This window comes from Halobacillus kuroshimensis DSM 18393 (genome assembly GCF_000425705.1).
Lineage (GTDB): Bacteria > Bacillota > Bacilli > Bacillales > Halobacillaceae > Halobacillus > Halobacillus kuroshimensis.
This window is the reverse complement of record NZ_AUDY01000009.1, coordinates 454074-470339: the sequence shown is the minus strand read 5'-3', so window position 1 is coordinate 470339 and position 16266 is coordinate 454074. Positions and strand designations below refer to the sequence as shown.

Below are 16266 nucleotides of genomic sequence, written 5' to 3'. Positions count from 1 at the left end.
GGATCGGCAGAATCCTGCTTATTCAAACAAGACCTCTACCGCTTTGTCCATCTGTTTATCGTTGGCTTCGTCTCTCACTTGTTCAATGATTGCTTCTTCCAGCTTCCCGCCGGTTTTTTCATCCACTTCTCCAGTGGCTTCAAGGTCGGCGTCCTTCTGGAATGCTTTCACAGCTTTTTCGGTCTCTTTACTGAAGTAGCCATCCGTACGGCCGGGATCATGTCCAAGACCTTTCAGCATTTCCTGCACGTTTTTCACTTTTTCATTGTTGTCGTTATAAGCCAGTGCCTCTTCAATGTCAACTGGATTGGTATAGAAGTACTGCGGCTGCTTCACCTCAACCGTCGGCTCTATCCCTTTTTCATGAATCCAGTTGCCTTCAGGCGTGAGCCACTTGAACAGCGTCAGCTTGATCGTGCTGCCATCACCCATTGGGATAGCCTGTTGGACGGTTCCTTTTCCGAAACTTTTCGTTCCGACAAGATCATAACCGCCGGCTTCATTCATCGTGGCGGCCAGAATTTCAGAAGCTGAGGCACTGCCTTCATCCATTAAGACCGTGACGGGATACTCTTTTTTCTCGGTAATCTCTGAATAATACTCCGTTTTCTCACCGCTGCGGTCTTCCACCTGCACGATCGGCTTGTCCTTCGGAATGAATTCCTTCAGGATTTCCTGGACGTCGGTAAACAATCCGCCCGGGTTTCCGCGGACATCAATGACAAGTCCTTCCATGCCGTCACTTTCCAGTTTCTCAAGCGCATTATGGAATTCATCAGAGGTCTTCTCTGAGAAGGATGTAATTTCAATCACGCCTGCTTTTTTACCGTCGACCTTTTTCATATCAGAATAGACGGTCTCAAGCGGAATATCATCACGGGTGATGTCGATGTTGAGCGGTTCGCTGACGCCGGGACGTTCCACTTGGAGTGTCACTTCCGTCCCTTTTTCACCACGGATTTTCAGGACAGCTTCGTACAAGTCCAGGCCTTCGACACTTTCCCCATCAACAGTTAAAATTTGATCGTTCGGCTTCAAGCCGGCTTCTTCAGCCGGTGAGCCCTTGATGGGAGCGACGATGGTTACCTTATCGTTCACCATGCTCACTTCAGCTCCGATACCCTGGAAGCTGGATTCGATGGTCTGGTTGAACTGCTCCATCGTTTCCTGGTCCATATAGACGCTGTACGGATCTTCCAATGTATCCAGCATGCCTTGAATGGCACCCTCCACGAGCGTCTGCTTGTCCACATCCTCCAAGTAGTTCTCCTCAATGACAGAATACGCCTGTTCGACCTTCTTCAGGTCAGCGTCGCCACCCATGTTTTCTATGACTTCTTTCTGCTGTTCCTCTGTTAAACTACCAAAGTTCTCCGCTTCGGTATTGGCGTACTGCTCCGACTGCGATTGTTCCTTGGAGCCGCTCCCGAAATACTCTAGGCCAACATAAGAGCCGGCAGCCCCTAAAAGTACCGCAAGCGCTAGAAAAAGCACTACGTACCGCGGTTTTATATTCATCGCATTCACCCTTCTATAATGGATTTCCTTATTGCTTCTATACTAGCAAAAAAGCTCCTGCAACGTAAATGTCATACAGCCTGATATTAACGTATGCACGCCAATCTTTCTGCATGTCTATTTCATGGTGGGAAATCTATCGGTCTATCAGAATAGAAAAACAAAAGACTGCCCCGCTCGTGAGACAGTCTCTTTTCGTTACATTTCGTAGCCGTAGTCGCCCTGCGCCTGATCGCGGACAATCATGCCGTCTTCAATGGCAATAACACGCTTACGAATCGTGTTGACAATCTCTCTGCTGTGCGTTGCCATCAGGACGGTCGTACCGCCTGTATTGATTTCCTCAAGAATGTGCATGATCTCCCATGACGTATCCGGGTCAAGGTTACCGGTCGGCTCGTCAGCGATCAGAATTTTCGGATGGTTCACCATCGCCCGTGCGATGGAAACACGCTGCTGCTCCCCGCCGGAAAGCTCATCCGGAAGAAAACGGGCTTTATTTTTCAAATGCACCTGGTCAAGAACGTCCATAACACGGCGGCGGATGTTGGCCGTATCTTCTTCGATGACCTCGAGCGCAAACGCCACATTTTCATATACGGTCAAGGTCGGAAGCAGACGGAAGTCCTGATAAACGACACCAATCTGACGGCGCAGCATCGGAATACGGCGCTGCTTCATCGTGGACGTGTTGATATCGTTGATGAAAACCGTTCCGTTCGTCGGCTTTTCCTCACGGTAAATCAATTTGGTAAACGTCGACTTTCCTGCTCCGCTCGGCCCGACAACATATACGAATTCACCTTGATCAATCTGCACATCAAGACCGTTCAGTGCGGTCACTCCGTTCCGATAGGTTTTATAAACCCCTTGCATCTGTATCATACATGTATCACCTTAATCTTTATTATTATTAGCCAGATCTTTTTACAAACACCATCATTATAACATTAAACACCCTTCATTTTAGCTATGAAATTATTACATTTCTTTATCAAAACAAAACGCCCGGCTGAATACACCGGGCGTTCCTCGGATTATTGCTTGGCTGCCAGCCACCCGGCAACAAGCTGGGCGTCTTCATCAGAAACGCCCTGGGCAGGCATCTGGCCTTTCCCGTTTTTAATGATATTTACGATTTCATCTGCGGAATATTTACCACCGACTTCAGTTAACGCCGGCCCCATCGCACCTTCAAGGTCCCCGCCATGGCAAGTCGCACAGTTATTTTGGTAAACTTCCTCTGCCGCTGCTGCATCGACCGTATCCTCCGAGCTGCTGTCGGATTGTTCTTCTGTCGTTTCTTCGTTCGTATCTTCATCGGATGATTCTTCTCCGCCTCCGCAGGCAGCGAGAATAAGTATAAGTCCCAGCATCATAGCCAGCCAAAGTTTTTTCACGTGTCATCCCCCCTGGTATTTTATAGAAATATAGTGTAAGTATAACCGAGTCAGGTCGTTTTGAAACCCTCTCCGAGCACCTCCGTCGCATTCATCGCGACGACAAATGCCCCGGGATCGACGATCTTGACCGTTTGTGTCAATTTGATGAATTCATTCTGCTGAACGACACACATCACGACGCGTCGCTCGCGTTCGGTATACCCACCTGCACCGCTCAAAACGGTTACGCCGCGGTCGATCTGGCGGAAGATTTCATCACGAACCTCGTCCACTTCTTCTGTAATAATCATCACATTTTTTGATGTGTTCAAGCCGACCTGGACAAAATCGATAGTCCGGCTTGTAACGAAAAGACCGATCAAGGCATACAACCCTTCCTCCAAGGAAAATACGAACGCGGACGTGATCACGATCAGGCCGTCCAGCATCGCCACACAGATGCCGAGCGGAAGATGCGTGAACTTATGGATGACCTGGGCGGCAAGATCGATGCCCCCCGTAGACGCCCGTCCACGGAATACGATGCCGAGACCGAGGCCGACACCCATCCCTCCAAAAATAGCCCCGAGAAGCGGATCAGGGGTTGCCGCATCCATAGAGCTCGTTAAAAGAACGAAAAACGGAAGAACGACCGTCCCCACTAACGATTTGACGCCGAAATTTTTCCCAAGGATCAGCCAGCCCATAATAAACAGGGGAATGTTCAGCACCCACTGGACGACCCCCGGCTCCCAGCCGAAGACGCCTTTGGTGATCGTACTGATCCCCGCAACTCCTCCGGAAGCAACGTTATTGGGAAGTAAAAACAAGTTAAAAGCGATTGCTACAAAAAAGGACCCGAGAATGACGAGACCGTAATCCATCGTATGACGAAGGGCCGGCGGCACCGGCTCCCTGCGGTATTTTTTAGCCATCATCATGATGTTCAACTCTCCCTATGTATACGTACTTCTAAAACCGTATGGAGTATACCATTCCATTCAGAGGGTGTAAATAAGAGCGGAATAACGTATTAACACGGTAAAGGAGCGGCCTGACGCCCTTTTTAGTGTTCACCTGATGATACGATCTATGCAGGAGCATAAAAGAAGAGAGCCCTGTATTGGACTCTCTTCGTATGGCTTATCTTGATTCCTGCTTTTCCATAACTTCCGCAAGCAGTTCGAGCACATCCTCGCGCATGTTGTCTCTTTCCATAGCAATAGCAAGCGTCGTTTTGATAAATCCAAGCTGATCACCGACATCATAGCGGTCCCCCTTGAACTCATAGCCGTACACCGGCTGATCGAGGTTGAGGCGTTCAATCGCATCGGTCAGCTGGATTTCCCCACCGGCTCCTGTCTCCTGTGTTTCCAACAGGTCCATAATTTCCGGCGTAAACACGTAGCGGCCGATGATGGCCAGGTTGGACGGAGCGTCCTCTACTGCTGGTTTTTCGACAAAATGTTCGACTTCATAGCGGCGTCCCTGCTGATCTTTGGGAGCGATAATGCCATAGCGGTCTGTCTCATCCTCCGGCACCTGCTTCACACCGATCACAGATGAGTGTGTCTCTTCATACTGATCAATCAGCTGCTTCAGACACGGCTCATCGGAGCGGACGATATCATCTCCGAGGAGGACGGCAAAGGGCTCATTGCCGATAAACTTCCGGGCACACCAGACGGCGTGGCCGAGGCCCTTCGGCTCTTTCTGGCGGATGTAGTGGATATCGACTTCTGCGGACTGCTGAACTTCTTCAAGCAGATCGATCTTTCCTTTTTTATAAAGGTTATCCTCCAGCTCAAAAGCATGGTCAAAATGGTCTTCAATCGCTCGTTTCCCTTTCCCGGTAACGATGATAATATCTTCAATCCCCGACTGGATCGCTTCTTCAACAATGTACTGTATGGTCGGCTTATCAACAATCGGAAGCATTTCCTTCGGCATCGCTTTTGTAGCCGGAAGGAACCTCGTTCCAAGCCCGGCGGCGGGAATGATCGCTTTTTTCACCTTCATGTCGTGACGCCTCCTCCAAATTATGTATGCCCTTTTATACTAGCAGAAACGGCCTCGATTGGACAGCTGTTCCCCACACAAAAAAAGACCCTCACAGCAAAGTGAGAGTCTTTTTTATTAACCGTCCATCTGTGAGCGCAGGTAGGCATCGATAAATTTATCAAGGCCGCCGTCCATGACGCCCTGCGTGTTTCCGACTTCTTCATTCGTACGGTGGTCTTTGACCATGGAGTACGGGTGGAACACATAGGAGCGGATCTGGCTTCCCCAGCCGATTTCCTTCTGCTCGCCGCGGATGTCGTCAAGTTCCTGCTGCTGACGCTCGATTTCAAGCTGATACAGCTTCGCCTTCAACATCTTCATCGCCTGGTCACGGTTCTTAATCTGAGAACGCTCGGACTGACACGTTACAACCGTGTTTGTCGGTGTGTGCGTAATACGAACCGCGGAGTCGGTGGTGTTGACGTGCTGACCACCGGCACCACTGGCCCGGTACGTATCGATTTTCAGATCTTCTGTGCGTACATCAATCTCAATTTCATCGTTGAACTCAGGCATCACTTCACACGATACGAATGACGTGTGACGACGGCCGGAAGAATCGAACGGAGAAATACGGACGAGACGGTGCACGCCTTTTTCCGCTTTCAGGTAGCCGTAGGCGTTGTGCCCTTTAATAAGCAGGGTTACACTCTTCACGCCCGCTTCATCTCCAGGTAGGTAATCCATCGTCTGCACAGAAAAACCTTTCTTCTCTGCCCAGCGTGTGTACATACGAAGCAGCATGCTCGCCCAGTCCTGGGACTCTGTACCACCGGCACCCGGGTGGAGTTCAAGAATCGCGTTGTTCTTGTCGTACGGCTCACTAAGTAAGATGTTCAGCTCAAACTGGTTCAAGTCGTTCGACAGCTTCTGCACTTCCTGCACGAGGTCCTCGAGAAGCTCTTCGTCCTCTTCTTCTTTAACAAGCTCATAGGAAACTTCCAGGTTCTCATGCGTTTCCTCGTGCTCTTCCAATGTGTGAACAAGACCTTTCAGGCCGTTCACTTCATCAATGACCTTCTGCGCGGTATTCTGGTCATCCCAGAAGCCCGGCTCTGTCATCTGTTCTTCTAGTTCAGCAATGCGGGTTTTTCTTTGATCGACGTCAAAGAGACCCCCTGAAGTCCGCTAATTTCTCAGCTGTATTATCTAATTCATGACGGATTTCTGCCATATCCATGTTGAATCACTCCTCTATTATTCTAAACACAAGGGAAGACACTCTCTGTAAAAAGAGAGTGTCCCACTGGTTATTTACCATGGCAATTTTTATACTTCTTGCCGCTTCCGCAAGGACAAGGATCATTGCGGCCGACGGTGTCTTTTCTTACGTAAGGATTTTTCTTTTTCGGTTCCTTACTTTCTTCCCCGCCGGAAACGGCTGTTGCACCTTTCGCCACTTCCTGGCGCTGCAGATTGCTGCGGATCTGCGCCTTCATGACATAACGGGCCACTTCCTCATCGATGCTTGCCACCATCTGTTCAAACATACGGAAGCCTTCGAAGTTATATTCCCGAAGCGGATCGTTTTGTCCATACGCACGCAGGTGAATACCCTGGCGAAGCTGGTCCATCTGATCGATGTGATCCATCCATTTCTGGTCGACCGTGCGAAGCAGGATGACTTTTTCGAACTCACGCATCTGCTCCGGTGTCAGCTCTTCTTCCTTCTCGTCATAACGTTCCTTCACTTTAGCCAGGATAAGCTCCTTCATTTCTTCCGGATCTTTTCCTTTCAAATCTTCAACGGTGACGTCACCTTCAAAGAGCAGGTTGGCACGAAGATAATCGACAACGCTCTCAAGCTCCCAGTTTTCATCTTCCTCTTCACTCGTGTGGACATCAACGGTTTGAGCCACCGTACGGTCGATCATCCCTTCGATGATTTCACGAAGATTTTCAGATGTGAGCACTTCATAACGCTGCTTGTAGATCACTTCACGCTGCTGACGGAGCACATCATCGTAGGAAAGGATCGTCTTACGAGCATCGAAGTTGTTCCCTTCCACACGTTTCTGCGCCGACTCAACCGCACGGGAGATCATTTTACTCTCAATCGGCTGGGAATCGTCCATACCGAGACGGTCCATCATGTTACGGATGTTGTCAGAGGCGAAGCGGCGCATCAGTTCATCATCTGTCGCCAGGTAAAACTGGGACATACCCGGATCCCCCTGACGTCCGGCACGACCACGCAGCTGGTTATCGATCCGGCGTGATTCGTGACGCTCAGTACCAATAACCGCCAGACCTCCGGCTTCTTTCACACCGTCGCCGAGCTTGATATCTGTACCACGACCGGCCATGTTCGTTGCAATCGTTACGGCACCCTTCTGTCCGGCGTTTTCAATGATTTCCGCTTCACGGAAGTGGTTTTTCGCGTTCAGGACATTATGCGGCACGCCTGCTTTTGTCAGATAGCGGGAAATAATTTCAGACGTTTCCACCGCTACCGTACCGACAAGTACGGGCTGGCCGTTTTCATGACGTTTTTTGATATCCTCGACAACCGCCTTGAACTTCCCGTCCATCGTTTTGTAAACGAGGTCGGCTTTATCATCACGCTGAATATCACGGTTCGTCGGAATCACGACAACACGCATGTTGTAGATGTTCATGAATTCCTCTTCTTCGGTTTTCGCAGTACCAGTCATACCGGAAAGCTTTTCGTACATCCGGAAAAGGTTCTGGAACGTGATGGAAGCGAGCGTCTGGCTTTCGTTCTGGATCTCAAGCCCTTCCTTCGCTTCAATCGCCTGGTGCAGACCATCGCTGTAGCGGCGGCCTTTCATCAAACGGCCGGTGAACTGGTCGACGATGACCACTTCTCCTTCTTCCACCACATAATCGGTATCACGCTGCATCGACGTGTGCGCCTTCAGCCCCTGGTTGATGTGATGAATGAGCGATACGTTGGAAAGATCAAACAGGTTTTCAATCTTGAAGAAACGCTCCGCTTTGTTAATCCCTTCTTCTGTAAGCTGGACGTTTTTCGTTTTTTCATCGTACGTAAAGTCCTCTTCACGAGCAAGCAGACGAACAAACGAATTGGCACCAACATAAAGGTCGGCGGATTTCGAAGCAGACCCGGATATGATCAGCGGTGTACGCGCCTCATCAATTAAAATCGAGTCGACTTCGTCAATGATGGCATAGTGCAGCGGGCGCTGGACCATCTGTTCTTTATACAGCACCATGTTGTCACGCAGGTAGTCAAAGCCGAACTCATTGTTCGTTCCGTACGTGATGTCAGCGTTGTAGGCTTCTCTTTTCTCATCCTTGGACATGCCGTTGGAGTTCAAACCGACCGTCAGTCCCAGGTACTGATAAAGCTCCCCCATATCCGTGGAGTCACGGCTCGCCAGGTAGTCGTTCACGGTAATGATGTGGACGCCTTTACCTGTGAGGGCATTCAAGTACGCAGGCATGGTAGAGGCAAGGGTTTTACCTTCCCCTGTCTTCATCTCTGCAATATTCCCTTCGTGAAGGGCGATCGCACCCATGAGCTGGACGCGGAACGGGCGCATATTCAACACACGTTTCGAAGCTTCGCGCACGACTGCGAAGGCTTCAACTAACATATCATCTAATTTTTCGCCATTTTGATAGCGTTCTTTGAATTCTGCTGTCTTATTCTTTAAATCTTCCTCTGACAATTTCTCGATGTCTGATTCCATTGCATCAATATCATCAGCAATCTTTTCTAATCGTTTCAGTTGACGAGTATTGCCGTCGCCAAAGATTTTCTTTAAAGTTCCAAGCATTGCAACCGCTCCTCTATTGATTTCCAATCTTCGGTTGTGTAGTTCAGTCCAACTCCTATCATAACACTAAGAGAAGCGGCCTGACAATTCAAGAGCGGGGCTTTAGTCACCAGGGATTTATGTCGTTGTAGTGGTGGCTGGAGCGGGGTCATTTAGGAAGAGCGGCAGAAGCTGGAGCTGTCTTTCATTCAGTTCTTTTACACGCTTATTGGTGGAGCCGATGATGTGGACAAGCTGGACGATTGTATCTTCCTGCTGCTTCAAGCGTTGATCCACGTCATGACAGTTTCTGCAGGTCATCTCCTCACCTCCCTGTTGCTTTAGTTATACTACAGGAAGGGGAAGCATGCACACGTGTAAAATGGAGGTTTCAACAGGAAGAGCTGGTCGAAAGTGGAGATTTGCTCTGTGGAAAATGCGGGTTTTAAGAGGGAACGGTTCTCCTTTTTTCTTTTTCTGGAATTTTTCCAAAAAGAAAAGCACCCCTGTCAAAACAGGAATGCTTTTCCCTATCATTCATAGATTACGTTTCAATTAAACCGTAGCGGCCGTCACGTCGTTTGTATACGATATTGGTTTCATCAGTATTCGCATTTGTAAAGACGAAGAAGTTGTGGCCGAGCATATCCATTTGAAGGGCCGCTTCTTCACTATCCATCGGTTTCAGGTCAAAGCGCTTCGTTTTCACGATTTCCACATCGAATTCATCATCCGACTGCATCTGCTCCTGATTGGCTTCACGCTCTAATTCGGCAAATACGTATTTTGGTGCACCCTCCTGACGGAATCGGCGGTTTACCTTCGTTTTATGCTTACGGATCTGTCTTTCTAATTTATCAACCACAAGGTCGATGGCAGCGTATAAATCTGTATTATGCTCCTCCGCTCGGAGTAGTAGATTCTTCATCGGGATTGTGACCTCGATTGTCTGCTCATCATTATAGACACTTAAATTTACGTGCACCTCAGAGGACGGGGGAGTGTCAAAGTAGCGTTCAAGCTTGCCCACCTTTTTCTCCACATATTCTTTAATAGAATCCGTCACTTCAAGGTTCTCACCACGAATGTTGTACTGTAGCATTAGAAGTGTCCTCCTTTCATCCTTATGTGATATATATTCTATCATACCCACGGCCTTTCCTGCATAAACTTTCTTAAAATTGTGTCATTTTTATGTCGGTATTTGCTGGAATTTGTCCCATGACAATGAAAACGTGGATGAAACAGGGATGGATTTTGTCAGAATGATAGATGAACCGCGGTTTCCGTCATAACCTTACAATAAGATTAAGATAAAAAAAGTCAGCCTGGTTCAGGCTGACTTTCACTTTTACAAAACTGTGTTTTCCAATGCCTCCGGGAGGAAAAAACTTCCTATTCCACGGACGAACATCCAATCCTTCTCATGAAGACTTCCCAGCGTGGTCTCGGTCACCCCTGTTTCAATCGATTACTTGGTGAGGTCATGAGGAGAGTTCGGTGGTCACGCCTGCGGGAAAAGCACGAGCCGGAGATCCACTTGGGCAGGCGTTCTTCCTGTCCGAGTTAGCTGAGGACGTGCCCCGGCAAGCATCCACCGATAAGCGGAACGTGACCGTAAGTCTTTCGTGTGGAAAGCACAATACACATTCACTTTTATTCATAGAGAGCTTCCAGTTCCTGTTCCACACTGTCTTCGACAGCAGCTGTACCGCCGAAAATATTGAAACGGAACATCTCCTTTTCTTTTACGTACGCTTTAATCTCTTCGTTCAGCTCATCCTTCGGTGTCAGAAGAAGCGGCTGGTCGACATCGTTCACAGAGCCGGCAAGAGCATCAGCAAAATGGGACCCTGTCGCAAAGCTCGCTTTCACTCCTACAACGTTGAAGTGTTCCACGACGGCAAGAGACGTCAGGTAACGGTTCTTCCCAGAGATTCGCTCTGCTTTCGGCATGTCAGCGAGTACATCAGAGCTGATTACACCTGTCCCTCCGACCGCGATGCTTTCCCCATATTTTTTCAGACTTTGCTCTGTTGCTTCCGGAAGTTCATCCTGTTCGGTTAAGAGAATCGGCATCCCTTTTCCAGCCGCGATCGGGGCGATAGAAAGCGCGTCCGGGAAATTGCGTCCGTAGGCGACGACCGCTTGATCACTTTTAGGAAGACGGTCCGCAATCGCTGCGGCGGTTTCATAGCGGTTTTTTCCGGAAATGCGGTCGACTTCCATTCCAAGATCATTTTCGAGATACGTTTCTACATCAGTGGAAACAGCGCCTGTTCCGCCAAGTATCGTCACTTTTTCGGTATCAAAGCTGTTCATCACTTGTTCTGTGATTCCAGGAAGCTTGTCATCCCGCGTCAAAAGGATCGGTGCATCGAGGTGCTCTGCTAATGGAGCTCCTGCCAGTGCGTCAGGGAAATCTTCTCCAGTTGCCAGCACAACATTTTCAGATGGATAACGGTCCGCATCGCCATATTTTGCAATATTGGCGGCTGTCCAGTAGCGGTCGACTCCCCAGATTCTTTCTGCGGATGCGTTTAAAAGTTCTGCTCCAGTACCTAGATAGTAGGTGCTGCCATCCCCAAGGTCCGCCTTATCCCATACTTTCATATAGTAGACGCCCGGATCTAAAAGATGGGATTCTATGTAACCATATTCATTTCCATTCATGCTATAAGGTGGCAAAACCTCTCCCTGTTCGGTCAGGAGTCTGCCTTGAAACTTCATATCCGTTTTTTCCTCTACATACTCGAATAGATGAAAGGTAAATTGAACCGGTGTATCCCCATTCACCTCTACACGGTAGTAATCCACATCCTCGTCCGTAAATTCCCCGGAAATGTAGGAATTCAACGGAACTTGTGTGGCATCTTCCCGTCCATCGTTCGGTTCCTTTTCTTCATATGTATTCTGTGCTTCGACTTTCTCTACCTCGATGGGACCTTGCGCTGCCTCGACGGTTGATGCTTGAAACAACCCTGCCGCTGCCAGAGCGGTGGCTGCCAGTCCTAACCATTTCTTCATATAACCTCTCCCCTTTTTATGTATGGTTCCACCATGGGATTATATAGGAGATTAGTCATGAAATCTACCACATATCCAAAACAAAAGAAGTATCAGGATCCTGATACTTCTTTACTAGTGCACGATGTAGGGGTGCAGAGCGGACTGGATTTTTTCTGACCATGCCGCGTAGGCAGGCAGGACTACTTCAGAAAGATGAATGGACTTCTCCTGAGAGGGAATGTCAAACCAGCCTTCAGCAAATTACTTTCCATAAGCCCACACATTTTCTCATGAGTGACGTTCAACTGTTGGAAAGCCGTCAGCACATCCTGAAAAACACCAGGAGCCTGTGGTGATGGAAGCCCGGCATACTGGTCTGTTAAATAGTCCAGGCCCTCCTGAGTGGTGTGGATAAGCTCATTATAAGCACGAAGCATCGTGTGCTGTTCACAGGTTAGAAAAGGCAGAGGAATCCCTCTTTCTATTTTTTATGATCCAGATACATGCCGTCATAGGTCGATACGCTTTGGTACGGATTGATGTATCGCTGTTTACTGGATTTCTGCTTTTTATTATTCCGCATCTGATTCTTCAAATCCATTAGCAGAAACTCCATCTTCTGATTGATCACCAAGTCCCGCTTCTTCACTTCCTGTACGATTGCCTTTTCTTCATCCGTCAAAGGCTGCGGCAGCTTGGATAACAGTTTCTGGCGTTTTTCTAACAGGTCATTGATATGTTCCATCCGCTGAGAGCGAGTCTGAGAGGAGGGCTGGTGAACCATTTCCTCCAGTTCTTTCGTCAGCGTTAAAAATGTCTGCCACACCATCGTTACGCGTTTCCGCCCTGAGGGTACTGGGATTTTCTCGTCTGCAGGATAACCTGCTTCCACGTATCGCGGAACTCGACAACGAGCCCTTCCACTTCATCAAGGATGGCCGGATCATTTTTCGTATTCGCTTCGATCAGACGGCGGTTCATATAGTCATATAGAGGAAGCACCTGTGCGCTGATGTCTGTATTCTGGTCCATCGTCACCATCAGTTCCTGGATGATGCGCTGGGCTTTTTGGATATTCGTATTTTTACTTTCTATATCTTTCTGCTCCATCGCTTTTCCCGCTGCCTTGATGAATTTGATGCAGCCGTTGTAGAGCATGAGTGTCAGTTCGCCAGGGGAGGCTGTTTCCACTGAGTTGTTTTGATAGGCTTGAATAGACATCTATTCAACACTCCTTTTTTTATAACGTTTAGCCAAAGTTCTGCATAATAAAAGCTGACTGAGAGTTCATCTGTGAAATGGCCTTCTCCATCGCGGTAAACTCTCTCCAGTAGCGGTCTTCAATTTGATTCAAGCGGTCCTGGAAGCTGTCCATTTCATCATCTAAATCCTCAATCTGCCGGCCGAGCAGGAAATTGTTATCAAGCGTCGTCGCTTTTCCTGCCTTTTGCTCGATCGATTTCACGGTGCTGTCGATCGTCGTTTCCAGACGCCGTGCAATACCGGGATTCTCCTCTGTACCCGAAAACAGCTGATAGACCGATTCCGGGTCGTTGCGAAGGGCATTCTTCAAATCGTCCTCGTCAACGATGAGCTTACCGCCGTCACGGTAGTTGGAGGAGGATGTGATGCCAATCTGCGACAGCATGGAAAACGCTCCGTCTGTCTGAACAGGTGTGTACCAGTTTTCCCGCATTTTGCTGAGGGCTCCAGAAACAGCGGCGTCATTGCGGAGCATGCCGCTCTTCGCCTGCTCTTCCCACAGCTCGATTTCCTTCTCTTCCATATCCTCTTTCTGTTCGGCTGTCAGTGGTGGATAGTCACGGTTCTTCTTTTCCTGTACCTTCCCGTTCAAGTCCTCAATGATCTGATTGTATTTATCGACGAATTTGACAATCTTATCAAACGCGTCATCCACATTGTTGGTCACATTGACCTTGACGTTGCCGTTGGTCACTTCGTTAAAGGTAAAATTCACACCATTCAACGTGTAGTTGTTGGTCTTCGACGAAATTTCCAGTCCGTTGTTATAGGTGAACTTCGCATCCTGTCCGCCTTTTTCATTCAGCTTCCACGAGCCGGAGGAGTTATCCCCATTCTTAATGCCAAGGGTCGTAGACAGAAACGAGGCACTTCCATCAAAACCAATTTCCGCACCTAAGAATTCATTATCATCCTGATTGAAGTTTCCGGTCACGGTTCGTTCAATCATCACTTTATCCGCACTTTTATCATAAAACGCACGGACACCAAGATCAGACTTGCTGATTTCAGAGAGAACGTCATTCAGTGACTTGTCTCCGGTCACTTCGAACGACTTCGTATTTTTTGAGCCGTCTTCATTATACGTCGTTATCGAAAATGTCTCGCCAAGCGTCAGACCATTTTTGAAGCTGTTCTGCTGGCTGCTTAACGAAGCACTCGGATCAAATGATGAACCATCTTTTGTAATCTTTTCTTCACTGTAATTGTAGGCAGCCGTCGCCAGCTGTTCGACACTCAGCGTATAATCGCCGTTTCCAGCGGAAGAGTTGGCCGTTGCAGAAACGGCTGAACTCGAAGAAGTCGCTGTTTTGGAATTGAACGTTGACTGCAGTTTCATGTTAAAGGCCATATCATCCAGTTCCTTCAACTGCTTGTTCACATCACGGTACGAATCCCGCTGCCATGTGAGCCATTCCTTATCCTGCTCCATTTTGTTTAACGGCTGTTTCTCCGCATTCATCAGATCCTTGACGATACCGTCAATATCCATCCCGGAAGCCAGGCCTCCGATCCGCATATCACTCATGATTTCACCTTCTTATATTTTATGGTCGACAATGATGCCGATCGATTCCGCAATCGATGCATACAGATCCAGCATCTTCTTCGGCGGAATTTCCTTAATCACTTCGTCGGTTTCATTATTGACGACGGTTACATAATATTCCCCGAGCTTATCGTGGAACTGAAAGCGCAGGGATGTTTGCAACGATTGGAAAATATCATTCAAGCTGTCCGTCAACTGCGTCAGCTTTTCTTTTTCACCAGCAGGAAAAGAGTACGCTTCTCTCTTCTCCTGTACGTCCTGAACAGATGTCGTTGGGTTATGTGGCTTATAGGTGCTCTGCAGGGGTTGTGAGGGGGTGATGCGTGTGGGCAGGTGCACCTTCAACAACTCCTATACGGTTTTCTTTTTATATCGGAGCATTATACTTTTTATTTAGTATTAGAAAGGATATATTGAAGAGAGAAGAATACGAACGTACATTCTCTACAGAGGAGTGTAATTTATTGAATAACTTATGGGTCGATCTCCCTCAAGCTATCAAATCCCGGATTACCGGTAAGCTTTTAGGTGATGGAGGAATCACAAAGCAAATAAATCGCCAGCCCAGGATGCAATTCATTCACGCAGATAAGGATAAAGAATGGATGACATATTGTTACCATAGTCTCAAAGATTATATTCCTCTCCAACTACCAACTTACCGCAAAGTACAGGATTCCCGTTTAAAGAAGGGGTATTCTGAATCGTGGCAATGCCAGAGTAGAATATCTGAACTCATAACTTTTTTAGAAATGGAATGGTATAAAGACCGTAAGAAGACTATCCCCTTTCACCTTATTGAAACCTGCTTCACTAATGAGATGTTAGCATGGTGGTATTACGACGATGGACATTTAAAAAAGTCCCGTTCAAATATTCCTCAAAAAATCATTATTTCCACTGAATGTTTCTCCTACGTTGAAAATACAAAATTAATGAAACTCTTCGATAAAGAGTTTCAGCTTCGTTTTTTGTTAGATAATTACAACCGCTTAGTATTATACGACCAACCCTCCATTCACTATTTCCTTCATCTCATTCAAATTCCACCGGTACCATGTATGGAGCGGAAACATATCTCCTATTCAGAATCATTACCTGGACTCCCGGATAAAAGGACCACAATAAGCCTTCCGATTAACATTACTTTGAACAAACCTACACAGGAAATAAATGACTCGTTGGTTAACCTATCCAGTGTTATTAAAGATGTTAGAAATCATATGTTTTATCAGTTACACTACTTTTCATTACTAAATACGAATAAAAGAGGTAGCTACAATAAATACCAAGTTGTAGTGAGGAATGAGAATTTAGAAAAACTGTATTGGTTAAAAAGAAGAACTGGTTTCTCATATAACTCTCTCGTACAATACTGCTTCATTCTACAAAAATGAAAAAGGACCTCAGAATGAGATCCTTTACAATAAATATTAACGTAGAAGTTGAAGAACTCCCTGTGGCTGTTGGTTTGCCTGTGCAAGCATCGCCTGTGCAGCTTGAGAAAGGATAGAGTTCTTTGTTTGGTTCATCATTTCTTTCGCCATCGTGCGAACATTTGCTTTCACAAATGACCAGACTATATCTTCACCCTCTAGTAATCCAGGAGGGGTCGGGCACTTCGGATTCACAATGCTGATGATACATTGTTTCACCTATGGATTTCATCATCCTTGCATTTGCTTTAGATGGTCTATCCTAGTCGTTGAACCTTCTCCACTCTTTCGAGACAGGAGCTTGG

16 protein-coding genes and 1 pseudogene are annotated in these 16266 nt (G+C 47.5%); 1 reads left to right on the top strand and 16 read right to left on the bottom strand.

Translation table 11 applies throughout. The annotated features are described in order from the left end of the window. Positions 1–18: 18 nt before the first annotated feature. The 15 genes from H615_RS0110275 to flaG form a co-directional block, all read right to left on the bottom strand. Positions 19–1518, bottom strand: coding sequence for a S41 family peptidase (locus H615_RS0110275; protein WP_027955070.1), 1500 nt, complete (start codon positions 1516–1518; stop codon positions 19–21). Between the two features lie 198 nt (positions 1519–1716). Next, positions 1717–2403: a cell division ATP-binding protein FtsE gene (ftsE, locus tag H615_RS0110270; protein WP_027955069.1), complete on the bottom strand. Its 687-nt coding sequence runs from the start codon at positions 2401–2403 to the stop codon at positions 1717–1719. 152 nt (positions 2404–2555) lie between these two features. Further along, the gene (gene cccB, locus H615_RS0110265; protein WP_027955068.1) at positions 2556–2918 is read right to left on the bottom strand and encodes a cytochrome c551; all 363 of its coding nucleotides are present in this window, start codon (positions 2916–2918) and stop codon (positions 2556–2558) included. A 50-nt stretch (positions 2919–2968) separates the two neighbouring features. Further along, positions 2969–3784, bottom strand: a complete 816-nt coding sequence (locus H615_RS0110260) for a YitT family protein (protein ID WP_425307001.1) — start codon at positions 3782–3784, stop codon at positions 2969–2971. 259 nt (positions 3785–4043) lie between these two features. Continuing rightward, positions 4044–4919 (bottom strand): UTP--glucose-1-phosphate uridylyltransferase GalU, encoded by an 876-nt coding sequence (galU, locus tag H615_RS0110255; RefSeq protein WP_027955066.1) that lies wholly within the window; start codon positions 4917–4919, stop codon positions 4044–4046. Between the two features lie 117 nt (positions 4920–5036). After that, a protein-coding gene (gene prfB, locus H615_RS0110250; RefSeq protein ID WP_156896476.1) for a peptide chain release factor 2 occupies positions 5037–6141 on the bottom strand; the annotation gives its coding sequence in 2 pieces (ribosomal slippage) (positions 5037–6068 and positions 6070–6141; 1104 coding nt in all). Between the two features lie 70 nt (positions 6142–6211). Next, positions 6212–8725 carry a preprotein translocase subunit SecA gene (secA, locus tag H615_RS0110245; protein ID WP_027955064.1) on the bottom strand — a complete coding sequence of 838 codons (2514 nt, stop codon included), beginning with the start codon at positions 8723–8725 and terminating at the stop codon, positions 6212–6214. A 117-nt stretch (positions 8726–8842) separates the two neighbouring features. Next, complete coding sequence (locus H615_RS0110240; protein ID WP_027955063.1) at positions 8843–9025, bottom strand: hypothetical protein; 183 nt, start codon at positions 9023–9025, stop codon at positions 8843–8845. A 223-nt stretch (positions 9026–9248) separates the two neighbouring features. Beyond that, the gene (hpf, locus tag H615_RS0110230; protein WP_027955061.1) at positions 9249–9806 is read right to left on the bottom strand and encodes a ribosome hibernation-promoting factor, HPF/YfiA family; all 558 of its coding nucleotides are present in this window, start codon (positions 9804–9806) and stop codon (positions 9249–9251) included. Positions 9807–10360: 554 nt separating this feature from the next. Then, a complete protein-coding gene (locus H615_RS21825) occupies positions 10361–11731 on the bottom strand; it encodes a cell wall-binding repeat-containing protein (RefSeq protein ID WP_051254665.1) in 1371 nt (456 codons plus the stop codon). Positions 11732–11913: 182 nt separating this feature from the next. After that, positions 11914–12150, bottom strand: a complete 237-nt coding sequence (locus tag H615_RS0110215; protein ID WP_027955060.1) for a DUF8042 domain-containing protein — start codon at positions 12148–12150, stop codon at positions 11914–11916. Between the two features lie 44 nt (positions 12151–12194). Continuing rightward, positions 12195–12542 carry a flagellar protein FliT gene (gene fliT / locus H615_RS0110210; protein ID WP_027955059.1) on the bottom strand — a complete coding sequence of 116 codons (348 nt, stop codon included), beginning with the start codon at positions 12540–12542 and terminating at the stop codon, positions 12195–12197. 2 nt (positions 12543–12544) lie between these two features. Next, on the bottom strand, positions 12545–12934 hold the full coding sequence (gene fliS, locus H615_RS0110205; protein ID WP_027955058.1) for a flagellar export chaperone FliS: 390 nt from the start codon (positions 12932–12934) through the stop codon (positions 12545–12547). Positions 12935–12962: 28 nt separating this feature from the next. Next, a complete protein-coding gene (locus H615_RS0110200) occupies positions 12963–14504 on the bottom strand; it encodes a flagellar hook-associated protein 2 (RefSeq protein WP_051254664.1) in 1542 nt (513 codons plus the stop codon). Positions 14505–14516: 12 nt separating this feature from the next. Beyond that, positions 14517–14864, bottom strand: a complete 348-nt coding sequence (flaG, locus tag H615_RS0110195; protein ID WP_051254663.1) for a flagellar protein FlaG — start codon at positions 14862–14864, stop codon at positions 14517–14519. Between flaG and H615_RS0110190 the strand changes: the two genes are divergently transcribed. Further along, entirely contained in the window at positions 14849–15922 is a 1074-nt protein-coding gene (locus H615_RS0110190; RefSeq protein ID WP_027955055.1) for a hypothetical protein, read from the top strand. The genes flaG and H615_RS0110190 overlap by 16 nt on opposite strands. 36 nt (positions 15923–15958) lie before the next feature. Here the strand turns inward: H615_RS0110190 and H615_RS22700 are convergent. Then, positions 15959–16072: pseudogene (locus tag H615_RS22700) on the bottom strand (flagellin); the annotation flags it as partial. Positions 16073–16266 lie beyond the last annotated feature (194 nt).